Source organism: Pseudomonas sp. Tun-23181, assembly GCF_057415455.1.
Genome location: NZ_CM171630.1, coordinates 755,611 through 769,238, shown reverse-complemented (window position 1 = coordinate 769,238; position 13,628 = coordinate 755,611). Strand labels below are relative to the sequence as shown.

The window sequence follows — 13,628 nt, the reverse complement described above, 5'->3', positions numbered from 1 at the left end:
CGACCCCAAGCTGCCCGCGCTCGACCGCTTGGGCCAGTTCCGGCGTCGTCCATCCATCCGGCCGGAAAGCGCTCATTCTCTTTCCCTGAATGCCCGCAACGCCCGCGACAGGGACAGAAGGAACAGGCCGGTCAAACCGAGCGCCGCGATGACCCAATGCTCGCCGAGGAAAGCACCGGCGGTTGTGCCGGCCAGCACGACAGCGAGGATGGGCAGGTGGCAGGGGCAAGTCAGCACAGCCAGTCCGCCCCACAGGTAGCCGGTGATCGGTTTGTGCGTCTCGGACGGCAAGCGCTCGGGGTTGTTCATGGCAGACTCTCCGCGTGCTGTGCCGGCTCGGTCGGCAGGGTGGCCAACTGCACTTCCAGATCGGCCAACGCTTCGCGCCGACGCTCGACGAACTGACGCAGCAGGGCAAGCTGCGCGGCCGCTTCGTCGCCGTCCGCCGCATCCAGCGCCCGGCACAGCCGCGCCAGCGCGTCGAGGCCGATGCCCGCCTCGAAGGCCGCCCGCACGAAGCACAGCCGTTGCAAGGCGGCGTCATCGAACAAGCCGTAGCCGCCTGGTGTGCACGCCACCGGGCGCAGCAATCCGCGCAGCAGGTAGTCGCGCACGATATGCACGCTCACCCCGGCATCAAGAGCCAGCCGGGACACCGTGTAGGCGTTCATTGAACACCTCCTTTTTCTCACCCGGCGCAGCAGGAAAGCTGCTTCACATCCTTGTTGAAGGTCTGCGCCGCGAGCTTCAACCCCTCGACCATCGTCAGGTAGGGGAACAACTGGTCGGCCAGTTCCTGCACCGTCATGCGGTTGCGAATGGCCAGAGCCGCCGTCTGGATCAGTTCACCCGCTTCCGGCGCGACCGCCTGTACGCCGATCAGCCGATGGCTGCCTTCCTCGATAACCAACTTGATGAAGCCGCGTGTGTCGAAGTTGGCGAGCGCACGCGGCACGTTGTCCAAGGTCAAGGTGCGGCTGTCGGTCTCGATCCCGTCGTGGTGGGCTTCCGCCTCGCTGTAGCCCACGGTCGCCACTTGCGGATCGGTGAACACCACGGCCGGCATTGCGGTCAGGTCGAGCGCCGCATCGCCGCCGGTCATGTTGATCGCGGCACGGGTGCCGGCCGCTGCCGCCACATAGACGAACTGCGGCTGGTCGGTGCAGTCGCCGGCCGCGTAGATGTTCGGGTTGCTCGTGCGCATGCCTTGGTCGATGACGATGGCACCTTGCGCATTGACAGTGACCCCCGCTGCGTCCAGCGCGAGGCTGCGCGTGTTCGGTGTCCGACCGGTGGCAACCAGCAGTTTGTCGGCGCGCAATTCACCGTGCGTGGTGGTCAGCACGAATTCACCGTCCATATGGGCGACCTGGCTGGCTTGCGTGTGCTCCAGCACCTCGATGCCCTCGGCACGGAAAGCGGCTGTCACCGCCTCGCCGATGGCCGGGTCTTCACGGAAGAACAAGGTATTGCGCGCCAGGACCGTGACCTTGCTGCCCAGCCGGGCAAAGGCTTGCGCCAGCTCCAGCGCCACCACCGACGAGCCGATTACGGCAAGGCGTTCGGGAATGGTGTCGCTCGCCAGGGCCTCGGTGGAAGTCCAGTAGGGTGACTCTTTCAAGCCCGGAATCGGCGGGACCGCCGGGCTGGCACCCGTGGCGACCAGGCAGCGGTCGAACATCACGACGCGCTCGCCACCCTCGTTCAAACGGACGGTAAGGCTCTGGTCGTCCTTGAAGCGCGCCTCACCGTGCACAACGGTGATGGCCGGATTACCGCCCAGGATGCCTTCGTACTTGGCGTGCCGCAGTTCGTCGACGCGGGCCTGCTGCTGGGCCAGCAGCTTACTGCGGTCAATCGTAGGCACAGTTGCCGCAATACCGCCATCGAACGGGCTTTCCCGGCGCAGATGGGCGATGTGGGCGGCGCGGATCATGATCTTGGACGGCACACAGCCGACATTGACGCAGGTGCCGCCGATGGTGCCGCGCTCGATCAGCGTGACCTGCGCGCCTTGCTCGACGGCCTTCAGCGCCGCCGCCATCGCGGCTCCACCGCTGCCAATGACCGCTACCTGCACCGGGGGCTCGTTGCCACTGTGCTTTTCGGCGGCGGCCATCCATCCCCGCACCTTGTCGAGCAGTCCGACGCGGTTGTCCGCCAGTGGCGCATCGGCTAGCGTTGCCTTGTAGCCCAGTCCGGCCACGGCGGCAGTCAGCGCGTCCGGCGATGTGCCCGGCACGATGGCGAGTTGCGCTGTGCCCTTCGGATAGGACACCAGCGCCGACTGCACGCCTGGCACTTTTTCCAGCGCTTCCTTGACGTGCGCCGCGCACGAGTCGCAAGTCATGCCGGTGATTTTTAGATGGGTCATGCAACAGATCCTTTATCGTTTGTGGCGCCAGACAATGACGTCCGTTGTGCTGCGGTGCCGTTTTCAGTGACTCACTGCTTGACGCTGGACGGATAGCCCGCGTCTGCGGTTGCCTTGGTCAGCTTCTGCACGCTGGTCTTGGCATCGTCGAAGGTGACGACCGCTTGGCGTGTCTCGAAAGTCACGTCAACTTTGCTGACGCCTTCGACCTTGGAAATCGCCTTCTTGACAGTGATCGGGCAGGCGGAGCAGGTCATGCCCGGTACGGACAGCGTGACGGTCTGGGTGGCGGCCCAGACGGGGGCAACAACGGCGGCGAGGGCGAGGGAGGCAAACAGTTTCTTCATGGTGAACTCCGATCAGTAGAAAAATGGCATGACGTAGGGAAATCCGAGCGCGACCAGAACCAGCGCGGCCACGATCCAGAAAATGAGCTTGTAAGTAGCTCGCACTTGGGGAATCGCGCAGACCTCACCCGGTTTGCAGGCCGCTGCCTGCCGGTAGATGCGCCGCCAGGCGAAGAACAACGCCACCAGCGCCACGCCGATAAAGATGGGGCGATAGGGTTCCAACACCGCCAAGTTGCCGATCCAAGCGCCGCTGAACCCCAAGGCGATCAGAACCAACGGCCCGAGGCAGCAAGCCGAGGCGAGGATGGCGGCAAGCCCTCCAGTGAAGAGCGCGCCGCGCCCGGTTTTTGGTTCAGACATGCGCTTGTCCTTTCGAATTGAAATTGGATAGCGTAACCTTACTTCCGTACTCATGTACGGAGTCAAGCGATATGGAAAACAATTTGGAGAACCTGACCATTGGCGTTTTCGCCAAGGCGGCCGGGGTCAATGTGGAGACCATCCGTTTCTATCAGCGCAAGGGCTTGTTGCTGGAGCCTGACAAGCCCTATGGCAGCATCCGCCGCTATGGCGAGGCGGATGTAACGCGGGTGCGCTTCGTGAAATCAGCCCAGCGGCTGGGCTTCAGCCTGGATGAGATCGCCGAGCTGCTGCGGCTGGAGGATGGCACCCATTGCGAGGAAGCCAGCAGTCTGGCCGAGCACAAGCTCAAGGACGTGCGCGAGAAAATGGCTGACCTGGCGCGCATGGAGGCCGTGCTGTCTGAGTTGGTGTGCGCCTGCCATGCGCGAAGGGGGAACGTTTCCTGCCCGCTGATCGCGTCACTACAGGGTGGAGCAAGCTTGGCAGGTTCGGCTATGCCTTAGCGTGCTTTATTTAATGAGATGGTCACTCCCTCCTTCCCAGTACTATGCTGAGGACAGGCTTTCATTCGGAGAACCATCATGGAAAACATTGCGCTTATTGGTATCGATCTGGGTAAGAACTCTTTCCATATTCATTGTCAGGATCATCGTGGGAAGGCCGTTTACCGTAAAAAATTCACCCGACCAAAGCTAATCGAATTTCTGGCGACATGCCCGGCAACAACCATCGCGATGGAAGCCTGTGGCGGTTCTCACTTTATGGCACGCAAGCTGGAAGAGTTAGGGCATTTTCCAAAGCTGATATCACCGCAATTTGTCCGCCCATTCGTTAAAAGCAACAAAAATGACTTCGTTGATGCTGAAGCTATCTGTGAAGCAGCATCACGTCCATCTATGCGTTTCGTGCAGCCCAGAACCGAATCTCAGCAGGCAATGCGAGCTCTGCATCGTGTCCGTGAATCCCTGGTTCAGGATAAGGTGAAAACAACTAATCAGATGCATGCTTTTCTGCTGGAATTTGGTATCAGCGTTCCGCGAGGTGCTGCCGTTATTAGTCGACTGAGTACCCTTCTTGAGGACAGTAGTTTGCCTCTTTATCTCAGCCAGTTACTGCTGAAATTACAACAGCATTATCACTATCTTGTTGAGCAGATTAAAGATCTGGAATCTCAGTTGAAACGAAAGTTGGACGAAGATGAGGTTGGACAGCGCTTGCTGAGTATTCCCTGCGTTGGAACGCTGACTGCCAGTACTATTTCAACTGAGATTGGCGACGGGAAGCAGTACGCCAGCAGCCGTGACTTTGCGGCGGCAACAGGGCTGGTACCCCGACAGTACAGCACGGGAGGTCGGACGACATTGTTAGGGATTAGCAAGCGGGGCAACAAAAAGATCCGAACTTTGTTGGTTCAGTGTGCCAGGGTATTCATACAAAAACTGGAACACCAGTCTGGCAAGTTGGCCGACTGGGTCAGGGAGTTGTTGTGTCGGAAAAGCAACTTTGTCGTCACCTGTGCTCTGGCAAACAAGCTGGCCAGAATAGCCTGGGCACTGACGGCGCGACAGCAAACTTACGAAGCATAAAGGCAGAAATACACCAGTTTAAACAATCATTCATCTGGTTTTGCGAATACTGATATTGATGATACTAACGGCCCACCGGCCTGTTGAGGAACCTGTAAAACGGAAAGGCTCATTGAAGCCGTATATTTTCTGGAGGTTCATCAGGCGCGGAACTCATCGAGGCGCGGGAATAAAATCCCATTCAGACGCCGGATAGATTCAAGCAAGCCAACTTGTCGTCAAAATCGGTGTTGCAAAAACGGGAGTGACCATAGATTCCGTTTTCTGAGACGACCCCCACTACCGCTTGCATGTGGCGGTACTGACGGGTCTGCCTGCTTCGTTGGTCTCTGATCTGGCCCAGGCGCTTGGGCGATCGCCCGTCCAGATAGCGGAATGGGTCGGAGTATCCTCCCTCAGTGCGGCAATGTCTTTGCAGGCAAGTGAGGTTTTCTGTCGCCTTGTTGAGACTCTCGATGCGCTACTGGAGCTGTACGAAGGGGACCTAGAAGGTGCACTCCGCTGGCTAACGGCACCGAATGTGGTGTTGGCCAATGAGAGGCCGGTCGAACTGTTGGCAACAGAAGCTGGTACGCGCGCCGTGCAGCAGGCTATTCATGCGATTGAATATGGCCTGCCAGTGTGACCCTTATCGGAGTTCTGGAGCAGTGAAGCGATTCTAAGGTTTGGATGGCCACCGCCCGCCCGCAGCTGGAGGTACTGACCATGGAGCATACCAATACTCCACCGCCTGAAACGGTCATAGACATCACTTGTGATGTCTGCTGCCAGAGCATTCGCGCAGAAGGCTATGGCCAACAGTTTGGAACCCTTCAGGCAAACTGGGGGCATGGTTCCAAGCACGACGGTGAGCGTTATGAGGTTCGGCTGTGCGAAGTCTGCTTCTTCAGAACCCTGAGCCATCTTCGCCGCAAGCGCATGGTCAACACCATGTTTGATGAGGAGCCCGATACCGCTCAGGATGAGTTCGGCCTGCTGCGAATTAAGTAGGCCGATCTGGAGTTGGCAAAGGCACTGGGGTGTCGGTATCAAGGCTCTGGGCCCAGGTCTCGACCAATGCGTGATCGATCACCAAACCCTCGCTCACATCAGCTAATGCCTCGTGTGTTAGATCAGCGAATCTTCGGTCGTCATTCGAGTTGGCCATTCCGCGTCCATTTTGCCGTGCCCGGCTGCTAGCCGATGGGCGCTGGCTCTGAATAGCCCGTCTTCACGCCCTGAGTGGCGGCGTAATGGCGGGTTTGGAAAGCCAGAACATCCTGCATCTGCTTGCTGACGTCTTCTTCCAGCCCCCACTCATAGGCCAGCTTGTCGAGCTTGTAGCGAGAGACCAACTGGGTCGCCCGCGGCGAGCGTTCTGCCGGTTTCAGGTTCGACCAGCTGCTGACAAAGCCTTTTAGGCGCGCGGCTTTGTCCGTTGATACACAGGGAAAGCGACGCAGCAGGTCGACCAGATAGAGGGCACGCAGCTTCTGTTCAGGCTGGCGCAGCTTGCCCGCCACTTCACGCTGCAATACCGGCACGAGGTCGCGCTCTTCGTACCACAACTGCTTGGCGAGCTCCACGAGAGCATCGGACGCAACTTGGCTAAGGCGCTGCTGAGTGACAGTCTCCAGGAGCGCGCCAAAGCTTTGTTTACGATCCAGACGTGGCATCTCGCCGATCCTCCAGGTACTTCGCTGTGACCAGTTTCAGGCAGCCTAGCATTGCGCTTCGGTTGCCCACAGCATAATCGATTGCCTCTGTTGCCAGTGTAACAAACTGGCCGACATCGACACGGCCGCATTCGATGAGCTGTTCGATATCAGATTGATCGTTTTCCGTAAAGCGGCCGAGCTTGGATATTGCCAGATCCACGCCGGCAGCAACGAAAACATGCAGCGGCTGCTCACCCTCGAAACCCTGCATGGGGATGGCACGCTCACGGTAGTCCTCGTGCAATGGCCCGAGGGCATTGGTGTAGTTCTGATCCAAGTACACCTGCAAGTCGCGGCCGTCGCTGTCCTCATAACCCTCTGGCGGTGTATAGACGGCCATGATCTCTTCCTTACGCAGCACACGGGCCGCCTCGATCTCCGCATCGATGTCCGCACTACCACGCGCATGGGTGAGCAGGTGCACCGCGCAGCCGCCGAAGATGAAGACCTTGAGCGAGCCTGGCGGATTGCCATTCAGTAGCGGCAAGGCCCGGGCGAACAGATTACCAATGGCCTGGCCCAGCGGCGTAGTCAAGCGGACAGGTTCCGCAGCCCCCTCACTGGCAGTCTCAAGTAGTGTCATCTTCACCTCCACTCAGCGCATAGGCTCAGTGTGCCGGTTCATGGGCTACGTGCGCCATCGCTGTTCGCAAGCGGCGCCCCGAGTAGCTTCAGCTGTGCAGTGGCTTCGATCAGGCGCTCCTGCAGGCCTTGCGCCTGTTGCGTCTGGATCGCGGAGGCTTCACCCAGCCGGGACACCTCCTCATGCAATGTGCGACAACGCTGTTCCAGGGTTTCATTCAAGCGCTCGGCGCCGGTCAGCGTGTTTTGCAAGGCCTCCAGGGCCTGAGCTTTCTGTGCCAGTAGCTGTTGCTGCGCATGCTGCTCTTTTTGCAACTGCCGCGCTTCTGCGAGCAGGCGCGCATTGTCGCGGTTCAGTTGGGTCAACTCGTCCTGTTTGACGATCAGGGTCTGCTGCAATTGCCGTAGCTCTAGTTGCAGTTGCTGCATCTGCGACTCGTGTCGACGTTGTTCCTGCTCACGCTGCTCCTTGCTGGCTTGGCGGTAGTGCTCCAAGGCGTCACGTGCGTGCTGATGCTTTTCCTCTAGCGAGCGAATCTGCCCATCGCGGTCTTGCAGGCGCTCCTCCAGGTCGCGGTTGGCCTGCAACAGGCGGGCATTCTCGACCTCGCCCTGTTGGCGTCGCTGCTGCTCCTGCTGTAGCGCGTGCTGGACAACCTGGAGCTGTTCTGTGAGCCCGCTGCACTGACTTTCCAATTGCTGGATTCGGCTTTCGGCCAGCCGCGCTTGGTTCTGGAAATCAAGCCGGTCATGTGCCAGTTGTTCGCGCTCCTGGGCCACGGCCGCCTGCGCATCTTCCTTTAACTGATCTGCCAGTTGGCCGACCAGATTGGCCAGCTGTTCGCTGAGCGGGATCGAGGCCGTATCTCGGCCGCGCTCGGCGTCTTCGAGCTCTTTCAGGTAGCGGTGAATGGTGGTTTTCGAGCCGGTATTGCCAAGTTCGACCCTTACCGCGTCGATGCTGGGGTTCTCGCCCCGCGCCAGAATTGCCTGCCGCGCCTTCTGAACCAGTGCCTTGTTGATGCCGCCGCGGGCCATGATCTGCTCCTACGATTTCGTATTAGATTACATACTATGTATTTACATACTATATTTAATTGATGTAAAGCGCGTTTAAAGCAAATAAATCAGATAAAATAATGGAGCATTATTTAATCAGATGGCAAAAACGGTCGCTTGACAACCGTTTTCCAGTACACAAAGGGCAATCTCGGGCGATGAAGGATGTCGGTCGCTATCTGCAAGCCGGTACGCGGGAAAACACTCGCCGCAGCTACCAATCGGCCATCGAGCACTTCGAAGTGACTTGGTGCGGCTTCCTGCCCGCCACCAGCGACAGCATCGTGCGCTACCTGGTGGACTACGCCGACACCCTAAGCCTTAGCACGCTCAAACAGCGCCTGGCCGCCCTGGCCCAGTGGCATATCGCCCAGGGCTTTCCTGATCCGACCAAGACGCCCACGGTGCGACAGGTGCTCAAAGGCATCCGCACATTGCATCCGGCGCAAACGAAGCAGGCTGCACCGTTGCAGTTGCAACACCTGGAGCAGGCGGTTCACTGGCTGAATCAGGAAGCCGAACGGGCTCGGCAGTCCGGAAACTTGACAAGCCTGCTGCGCAGTCGGCGCGATGCGGCGCTGCTGCTGATCGGCTTCTGGCGCGGCTTTCGCAGCGACGAACTCTGTCGACTGCAGGTCGAGCATATCCAGGCCGAGGCCGGTGCTGGCATGAGCCTGTTCCTGCCGCAGAGCAAGGGTGACCGGGAAAACCTCGGCACGACCCATTACGCACCGGCCCTGAAACGCCTCTGCCCGGTACAGGCCTATCTCGACTGGATCAGTGTTGCCGGCATCACCCGCGGCGCAGTGTTCCGCCGGCTGGATCGCTGGGGGCGGCTGAGCGACGAGGCCTTGCATCCTGGCAGCCTGATCAGCTTGTTACGGCACATCCTACAGCGCGCCGGGATACCGGCTGAGCTGTACACCAGCCATTCGCTGCGCCGTGGCTTCGCCACCTGGGCCACGGCCAACGGCTGGGATCTCAAGGCGCTGATGACCTACGTGGGTTGGAAGGACATCAAGTCGGCCATGCGCTACATCGACCCCGCCATCTCCTTTGGCGGCCTGGCGGCGTAACCCGCCCTTGAACTGATTACTGGCACTTTGACGCAACTGCCAGCTTCTCACTAACATCGACGCACGACAGGAGTGAAGGTGCAATGAGTACGCAGACCAGCATCGAATGGACGGAAATGACCTGGAACCCGGTGGTGGGCTGCACCAAGGTATCGCCGGGTTGCAAACACTGCTATGCCGAGAACATGGCCCACCGCCTGCAAGCCATGGGCACGCCGGGTTACGAGAACGGTTTCCGCCTGAGCCTGCGGCCGGAAAAGCTTCAGGAACCGCTGCAGCGCAAGAAACCGACCATCTACTTTGTCAACTCGATGTCCGACCTGTTCCACGAGCAGGTGCCGGACGAGTACATCGACCAGGTGTTCGAGGTGATTCGCCAGGCGTCTCAACACACCTTCCAGATTCTCACCAAGCGTGCCGAGCGCTTGGCCGACTACTTCAGCCAGCGGACTCCGCCCGTGAACGCCTGGCTGGGAGTATCGGTCGAGGACAAAGCCTATGGCGTGCCGCGCATAGACTGCCTGCGCCGCATAGACGCAACAATCCGCTTCCTCTCGGCCGAACCCTTGCTGGAGGATCTGGGCGAGTTGGATTTGACCGACATCCACTGGGTCATCGTTGGCGGTGAGTCAGGTGGCAAGGCGCGTCCCATGAAGGAGGAATGGGTCGACAACATTCATCGCCAGTGCGATGAATTCGGTTCGGCCTTCTTCTTCAAACAATGGGGCGGTTGGGGAGCCGATGGCGTTAAACGCTCGAAGAAAGCCAACGGCCGGCTCCTGAATGGCCAAACCTGGGATGAGATCCCGCTGCTCAACCTCGCCTGATCACCACGACAAGGACTACTCGATGGCCAAGGATGACGAAAAATACCGGTGGGATTGGGCGAGCCAGACTTTTCCAACCATCGACCCGCACAGCAAGATCAAACACCAGATCATCGATGAGTACATTCAGACTTACATTGATGTCCTGATGCGCAATCAGCAGATGCCTGCGCTGGGCCTGTCGGTCGTCGATGGCTTTAGTGGCGGTGGTATCTACAACGATGACGCGGGTGGCAAGCACTTCGGATCGCCGGTGATCGCCCTGGAGGCAATTCAAGAATCCGAAGTTCGCAATAACCTTGGCCGTATTAAACCCCGTCCCATCCGCTCCCAGCATTATTTTGTCGATGTGAAGAAAGACAACATCGACTGTCTGCACGCCGTCCTGGCCAGCCGAGGCCACAGCCAGCGCTTCGGCCGCGATGTACACCTGCATACCGCCGAGTTCACCCAGGCGTTACCGGCGATCGCCCACAACCTCAAATCGTTCGGCATGAGCGAGCGGGTTCTGTTTCTGCTGGATCAGTACGGCTACAGCGACGTGCCGTTCTCCAAGATCAAATGGATCTTTCAGAACATAGCCAATGCCGAGGTGCTGCTGACCTTCAATGTCGACTTCCTGGTGGCCTATCTCTCCGACCGCCAGGCCAATCGAAAGGCCATCTCCAATATCGACTTGGAACGGCATATCCCATGGGACATGCTTAAGCACCTGAAGGCGCATAACCCGCGCGATTGGCAGTACCTGATTCAACGCTGCCTATCCGACGGGATCAAGGAGGAAACCGGCGCACCGTTCATGACCATCTTTTTCATCCGCCCCGTGGGCGCCAACCCCATGGCGTACTGGTTCATCCACTTGGCGAAGAGCTACCGCGCCAATGACGTGATGAAGAAGATCCACTGGAAGTACGGCAACAACTTCTCCCACATGCTGTCTCCCTCATGCTTCTTTGGCTATGACGCCAATCGCGACATCAAGGTGACGGATCAGCAAGAGCTGATATTCGAGGAGGAGCATCAGTTCGATATCGTCACGGATACCCGCATCCGAGGTGAACTGTCGGAGTTGCTGCCCAAGCAGGTTTACGAGGTTGAACAGCAATCGTTTGGAAGCCTAATGAGTGGGCTTGCCAATTACACGATGGCGGACGAGTCACGGGTGAAGCAGGCTCTGGATATTGCAGTCTCCAATGGTGATCTCCTCGCCGTGGACAAGGACGGTAAGAAAAAACGCCGCAAGGGCAGCAGTATCAAGATAACCGATACCCTAGTGGCCCCACCCCAGCGGCCCTTTTTCTTTCTGCCACCGCCTCCGAAAGCGAAGGTGGATGAGTCTTGAGACCGAGCAACGGCATGAAACTTGGGGCTTACCCGGTACTGGAAGAGGATGTGGCCCGGCTGTCGCCGCTGATCTACGAACACATCAACATACTCGGTCGGTATGTCCTTTGCGGTACCGGAAGAGGTCGCCCGCGGCGAGCTGCGTCCGCTGCGCAACCCTGACTACGACCTGTAATCCACCCGAGCTCTACGGGCAACACCCACGCAGCTGCTGCTGGATCGGCGGCCACTTCACCGAGCCGAACGAACAGAACACGCAGCATTCCCCCGGATTGGGGCGCAGCAGCGCCTTGCAGTTGCTGCACTCGTAATAGAACTGGCAGGCGTCCGCGGGCATGGTTTCCGGCTTGGCGAAGCCGCAGAGCGGGCAGGTCGCCGTGAGCTCGTTGTCGCCGGTGAGCAGCACCGTGCGCAGACCATCTTGCGCTGCGCACTGACCGCCTCGACAGCATCCGCCCGCAGTGTGTCGCCGAGAGCAAGCACGCCCGTCGAGGGCTACTGCGATGACCGTTCGGCCTACCTCCTCCAGCGTGCGAATGCGATATATACGCTTCATAAAAATGGGCATATAGGTTCCAAAAGGCCTGATGCTCGAAACCTCGCAGAGGTGCCGGCAACCTTCAGCGTCATATAACGTGCCTCTGAGCCGGGTCCACCTCATCCACCATCTCCCGGAATGTCTGATCAGCGCTTGACCTTGCCACCATGGTAAGGATTACGCTACTACTGAAGTCTAGTGATCGGCACACAAGCCTCGCATTTGAATGTGGCCCATCAGCTCCTTCGCATCATTCGTCACAGGACGGATTTTGAACTAACGTAAGAACCAGTAACTAAGCTGCTCCTCTGAATTGAGGAAATGATAATTGTGATGACTCGAAGACGGGATAGAACGCTAATCAAGCTGCTCATGGCGCTGCTTCTGTTTATGGGGGCAGCCCATGGCAGCACCCAGGAATTCAACCCTGGGTCGGCGAGTTCATCCCTCAATTGCTTGGTCATGCAAGGAATGCAGACTGAGACCGACACGCAAGTAGGCGGTTTGTGTCCTTACATGGATGATCAAATGTCCTGCTCGATCAGTTGCGCTGCCTCTTATACTGGAGCAGTAACAAGCATTGTCGACTCATCGCCCGTCAACACTTCGCCGCAACACGATTATTACACCTCCCTCCTTGGCCGCATGGCCGTCGCTCCCGATCCTTTTCCTCCTAAGCAGACTGTTCTGATCAATCTCTGAAGCTGTATCTGAAGCTATTCGTTGACGTCCGCTGGGCGTCTGTTTAGACGAAAAAATTTGGATATGGTCGCCGACATTTTGATTGTTGTTCATGCCGACAAGCATGCGGAAGCAATTCCCTGAATCGCCAGGGACCGCTATCCGCTTGAGGAGAGTGCCCAATGAAAAAACTGAAACTTTTGCTTGTGCCTGTATCGATACGCACAAGACGAGCCACAGCTCTACTCGCTGCAGTGGCGCTGCTCGTGGCTGGAGGTATGGCTCATGCCGCTCAGGAACAAGCCATACAAGGGGTACAGGGCGATATTCAGCAGATCCCGGTCGAGACCTACCACTACGGGATGAAGCTGGATATTGCCCGGGTCTTGTCCATCAGCGATACGAGCCAGGAGTGCGGCGTTGTGCCTTCGATCATGCGGTACGAAGACAGCAGCGGAGCCCCACGGGCCTTGGAGTATCAGATTTATGGCGGCGGTTGTTCTGATAATTGAGCGGATGCGCCTGAACCAACCTTGAGGACTACACCATGATCAAGAACACGACGCTTTACCTAAAAGGCTTGTTGCAGCACCACCCACTGATTGCGGGACTTGCGGTTGCCGTAGCGTTCACTCTGCTGTTTAACCTGGGCGGCCTGTTTGCTGTAGCCACCCTGCCTGTTCTGCTTTCTGTTCTGCCGTGCCTGGTGATGGTCTGGCTCTGCATGAAGAGCATGGGTGGCGAGACCTGCAAACAAGAAGTTCCAGAGCAATCATCGCTAACCCGAATGAACGAAACCACTGTTGTCGATCAGGAGAACCGCCATGCGTAACGCCCTTATCTATACCGCCGCACTTGCCTCCGCAATAACGTTTGGTACGGCTTCCGTTGCTATTGCCGAGGCGTCCAAGGATACCGCCAAGAGCGGTTCCGAGATGATGATGGGAGAAGGCATGCACATGATGGACGGCAATAAAATGCCAATGATGGGAATGATGCAGGAGATGAATTCAATGATGAAGAACTGCAACGAAATGATGGAAAACATGAACAAGCAGATGAGTAAGGAGGCGGGTCAAGGCGACAGCAAGGCGCAGTAAAGAGCTCGTTGCTTGCCACCCCCTCTAAAAGCCTCCGGCGTAGAGGGGAAT

General features: G+C 58.3%; 20 protein-coding genes. 11 read left to right on the top strand and 9 right to left on the bottom strand.

Annotated elements, in window-relative coordinates:
• Positions 1-72 precede the first annotated feature (72 nt).
• From merE to merT, 5 genes are all read right to left on the bottom strand, one after another.
• A complete protein-coding gene (gene merE, locus ACDI39_RS04010) occupies positions 73-309 on the bottom strand; it encodes a broad-spectrum mercury transporter MerE (RefSeq protein ID WP_003132004.1) in 237 nt (78 codons plus the stop codon).
• Complete coding sequence (merD, locus tag ACDI39_RS04005; RefSeq protein ID WP_000995360.1) at positions 306-671, bottom strand: mercury resistance co-regulator MerD; 366 nt, start codon at positions 669-671, stop codon at positions 306-308. The genes merE and merD overlap by 4 nt, the downstream gene beginning before the upstream one ends.
• 17 nt (positions 672-688) lie before the next feature.
• Positions 689-2,374 (bottom strand): mercury(II) reductase, encoded by a 1,686-nt coding sequence (gene merA, locus ACDI39_RS04000; RefSeq protein ID WP_003156770.1) that lies wholly within the window; start codon positions 2,372-2,374, stop codon positions 689-691.
• A 71-nt stretch (positions 2,375-2,445) separates the two neighbouring features.
• Positions 2,446-2,721: a mercury resistance system periplasmic binding protein MerP gene (merP, locus tag ACDI39_RS03995; RefSeq protein WP_003131987.1), complete on the bottom strand. Its 276-nt coding sequence runs from the start codon at positions 2,719-2,721 to the stop codon at positions 2,446-2,448.
• Between the two features lie 12 nt (positions 2,722-2,733).
• Entirely contained in the window at positions 2,734-3,084 is a 351-nt protein-coding gene (gene merT / locus ACDI39_RS03990; RefSeq protein ID WP_003131974.1) for a mercuric ion transporter MerT, read from the bottom strand.
• Positions 3,085-3,155: 71 nt separating this feature from the next.
• Between merT and merR the strand changes: the two genes are divergently transcribed.
• From merR to ACDI39_RS03970, 4 genes are all read left to right on the top strand, one after another.
• Positions 3,156-3,590, top strand: coding sequence for a mercury resistance transcriptional regulator MerR (merR, locus tag ACDI39_RS03985; protein WP_003131969.1), 435 nt, complete (start codon positions 3,156-3,158; stop codon positions 3,588-3,590).
• A gap of 78 nt (positions 3,591-3,668) precedes the next feature.
• On the top strand, positions 3,669-4,673 hold the full coding sequence (locus ACDI39_RS03980) for an IS110-like element IS5075 family transposase (protein WP_000427619.1): 1,005 nt from the start codon (positions 3,669-3,671) through the stop codon (positions 4,671-4,673).
• A gap of 406 nt (positions 4,674-5,079) precedes the next feature.
• The gene (locus tag ACDI39_RS03975; protein WP_169311285.1) at positions 5,080-5,298 is read left to right on the top strand and encodes an MbcA/ParS/Xre antitoxin family protein; all 219 of its coding nucleotides are present in this window, start codon (positions 5,080-5,082) and stop codon (positions 5,296-5,298) included.
• A 44-nt stretch (positions 5,299-5,342) separates the two neighbouring features.
• Positions 5,343-5,663, top strand: a complete 321-nt coding sequence (locus ACDI39_RS03970) for a hypothetical protein (RefSeq protein ID WP_003124104.1) — start codon at positions 5,343-5,345, stop codon at positions 5,661-5,663.
• A 185-nt stretch (positions 5,664-5,848) separates the two neighbouring features.
• On the opposite strand, the gene ACDI39_RS03965 is transcribed toward ACDI39_RS03970, so the two are convergent.
• Genes ACDI39_RS03965 through ACDI39_RS03955 form a run of 3 tightly spaced genes read right to left on the bottom strand, consistent with a single transcriptional unit; the run spans position 5,849 to position 7,990 of the window.
• A complete protein-coding gene (locus tag ACDI39_RS03965) occupies positions 5,849-6,328 on the bottom strand; it encodes a hypothetical protein (protein WP_003124105.1) in 480 nt (159 codons plus the stop codon).
• Positions 6,309-6,953, bottom strand: coding sequence for a DUF6036 family nucleotidyltransferase (locus ACDI39_RS03960; protein ID WP_003131939.1), 645 nt, complete (start codon positions 6,951-6,953; stop codon positions 6,309-6,311). Before ACDI39_RS03960 ends, ACDI39_RS03965 begins: the two co-directional genes overlap by 20 nt.
• Positions 6,954-6,991: 38 nt before the next feature.
• Positions 6,992-7,990 carry a DNA-binding protein gene (locus tag ACDI39_RS03955; RefSeq protein WP_023911060.1) on the bottom strand — a complete coding sequence of 333 codons (999 nt, stop codon included), beginning with the start codon at positions 7,988-7,990 and terminating at the stop codon, positions 6,992-6,994.
• Positions 7,991-8,169: 179 nt separating this feature from the next.
• On the opposite strand from ACDI39_RS03955, the gene ACDI39_RS03950 reads away from it, so the two are divergent.
• The 3 genes from ACDI39_RS03950 (at position 8,170) to ACDI39_RS03940 (ending at position 11,256) form a co-directional block, all read left to right on the top strand.
• Positions 8,170-9,087, top strand: coding sequence for a site-specific integrase (locus tag ACDI39_RS03950; RefSeq protein WP_096031233.1), 918 nt, complete (start codon positions 8,170-8,172; stop codon positions 9,085-9,087).
• 83 nt (positions 9,088-9,170) lie between these two features.
• Positions 9,171-9,914 (top strand): phage Gp37/Gp68 family protein, encoded by a 744-nt coding sequence (locus ACDI39_RS03945; RefSeq protein ID WP_003131934.1) that lies wholly within the window; start codon positions 9,171-9,173, stop codon positions 9,912-9,914.
• A 22-nt stretch (positions 9,915-9,936) separates the two neighbouring features.
• Positions 9,937-11,256, top strand: coding sequence for a three-Cys-motif partner protein TcmP (locus ACDI39_RS03940; RefSeq protein ID WP_003131931.1), 1,320 nt, complete (start codon positions 9,937-9,939; stop codon positions 11,254-11,256).
• Positions 11,257-11,445: 189 nt separating this feature from the next.
• Here ACDI39_RS03940 and ACDI39_RS03935 read toward each other — a convergent pair whose 3' ends face one another.
• On the bottom strand, positions 11,446-11,664 hold the full coding sequence (locus tag ACDI39_RS03935) for a GDCCVxC domain-containing (seleno)protein (protein ID WP_021702875.1): 219 nt from the start codon (positions 11,662-11,664) through the stop codon (positions 11,446-11,448).
• Positions 11,665-12,168: 504 nt separating this feature from the next.
• On the opposite strand from ACDI39_RS03935, the gene ACDI39_RS03930 reads away from it, so the two are divergent.
• The 4 genes from ACDI39_RS03930 (at position 12,169) to ACDI39_RS03915 (ending at position 13,577) form a co-directional block, all read left to right on the top strand.
• Positions 12,169-12,498 (top strand): hypothetical protein, encoded by a 330-nt coding sequence (locus ACDI39_RS03930; protein ID WP_125896094.1) that lies wholly within the window; start codon positions 12,169-12,171, stop codon positions 12,496-12,498.
• Between the two features lie 161 nt (positions 12,499-12,659).
• Positions 12,660-12,989, top strand: coding sequence for a DUF2790 domain-containing protein (locus ACDI39_RS03925; protein WP_071543060.1), 330 nt, complete (start codon positions 12,660-12,662; stop codon positions 12,987-12,989).
• 35 nt (positions 12,990-13,024) lie between these two features.
• Positions 13,025-13,309: a hypothetical protein gene (locus tag ACDI39_RS03920; RefSeq protein WP_003131929.1), complete on the top strand. Its 285-nt coding sequence runs from the start codon at positions 13,025-13,027 to the stop codon at positions 13,307-13,309.
• On the top strand, positions 13,302-13,577 hold the full coding sequence (locus ACDI39_RS03915; RefSeq protein WP_021702871.1) for a hypothetical protein: 276 nt from the start codon (positions 13,302-13,304) through the stop codon (positions 13,575-13,577). Before ACDI39_RS03920 ends, ACDI39_RS03915 begins: the two co-directional genes overlap by 8 nt.
• Positions 13,578-13,628 lie beyond the last annotated feature (51 nt).

What these genes read in the sequence shown, in the direction of transcription:
- merE (WP_003132004.1), bottom strand. Translation starts at nt 309, where the DNA reads ATGAACAACCCCGAGCGCTTGCCGTCCGAGACGCACAAACCGATCACC.
- merD (WP_000995360.1), bottom strand. Translation starts at nt 671, where the DNA reads ATGAACGCCTACACGGTGTCCCGGCTGGCTCTTGATGCCGGGGTGAGC.
- merA (WP_003156770.1), bottom strand. Translation starts at nt 2,374, where the DNA reads ATGACCCATCTAAAAATCACCGGCATGACTTGCGACTCGTGCGCGGCG.
- merP (WP_003131987.1), bottom strand. Translation starts at nt 2,721, where the DNA reads ATGAAGAAACTGTTTGCCTCCCTCGCCCTCGCCGCCGTTGTTGCCCCC.
- merT (WP_003131974.1), bottom strand. Translation starts at nt 3,084, where the DNA reads ATGTCTGAACCAAAAACCGGGCGCGGCGCGCTCTTCACTGGAGGGCTT.
- merR (WP_003131969.1), top strand. Translation starts at nt 3,156, where the DNA reads ATGGAAAACAATTTGGAGAACCTGACCATTGGCGTTTTCGCCAAGGCG.
- ACDI39_RS03980 (WP_000427619.1), top strand. Translation starts at nt 3,669, where the DNA reads ATGGAAAACATTGCGCTTATTGGTATCGATCTGGGTAAGAACTCTTTC.
- ACDI39_RS03975 (WP_169311285.1), top strand. Translation starts at nt 5,080, where the DNA reads ATGTCTTTGCAGGCAAGTGAGGTTTTCTGTCGCCTTGTTGAGACTCTC.
- ACDI39_RS03970 (WP_003124104.1), top strand. Translation starts at nt 5,343, where the DNA reads ATGGCCACCGCCCGCCCGCAGCTGGAGGTACTGACCATGGAGCATACC.
- ACDI39_RS03965 (WP_003124105.1), bottom strand. Translation starts at nt 6,328, where the DNA reads ATGCCACGTCTGGATCGTAAACAAAGCTTTGGCGCGCTCCTGGAGACT.
- ACDI39_RS03960 (WP_003131939.1), bottom strand. Translation starts at nt 6,953, where the DNA reads ATGACACTACTTGAGACTGCCAGTGAGGGGGCTGCGGAACCTGTCCGC.
- ACDI39_RS03955 (WP_023911060.1), bottom strand. Translation starts at nt 7,990, where the DNA reads ATGGCCCGCGGCGGCATCAACAAGGCACTGGTTCAGAAGGCGCGGCAG.
- ACDI39_RS03950 (WP_096031233.1), top strand. Translation starts at nt 8,170, where the DNA reads ATGAAGGATGTCGGTCGCTATCTGCAAGCCGGTACGCGGGAAAACACT.
- ACDI39_RS03945 (WP_003131934.1), top strand. Translation starts at nt 9,171, where the DNA reads ATGAGTACGCAGACCAGCATCGAATGGACGGAAATGACCTGGAACCCG.
- ACDI39_RS03940 (WP_003131931.1), top strand. Translation starts at nt 9,937, where the DNA reads ATGGCCAAGGATGACGAAAAATACCGGTGGGATTGGGCGAGCCAGACT.
- ACDI39_RS03930 (WP_125896094.1), top strand. Translation starts at nt 12,169, where the DNA reads ATGGCGCTGCTTCTGTTTATGGGGGCAGCCCATGGCAGCACCCAGGAA.
- ACDI39_RS03925 (WP_071543060.1), top strand. Translation starts at nt 12,660, where the DNA reads ATGAAAAAACTGAAACTTTTGCTTGTGCCTGTATCGATACGCACAAGA.
- ACDI39_RS03920 (WP_003131929.1), top strand. Translation starts at nt 13,025, where the DNA reads ATGATCAAGAACACGACGCTTTACCTAAAAGGCTTGTTGCAGCACCAC.
- ACDI39_RS03915 (WP_021702871.1), top strand. Translation starts at nt 13,302, where the DNA reads ATGCGTAACGCCCTTATCTATACCGCCGCACTTGCCTCCGCAATAACG.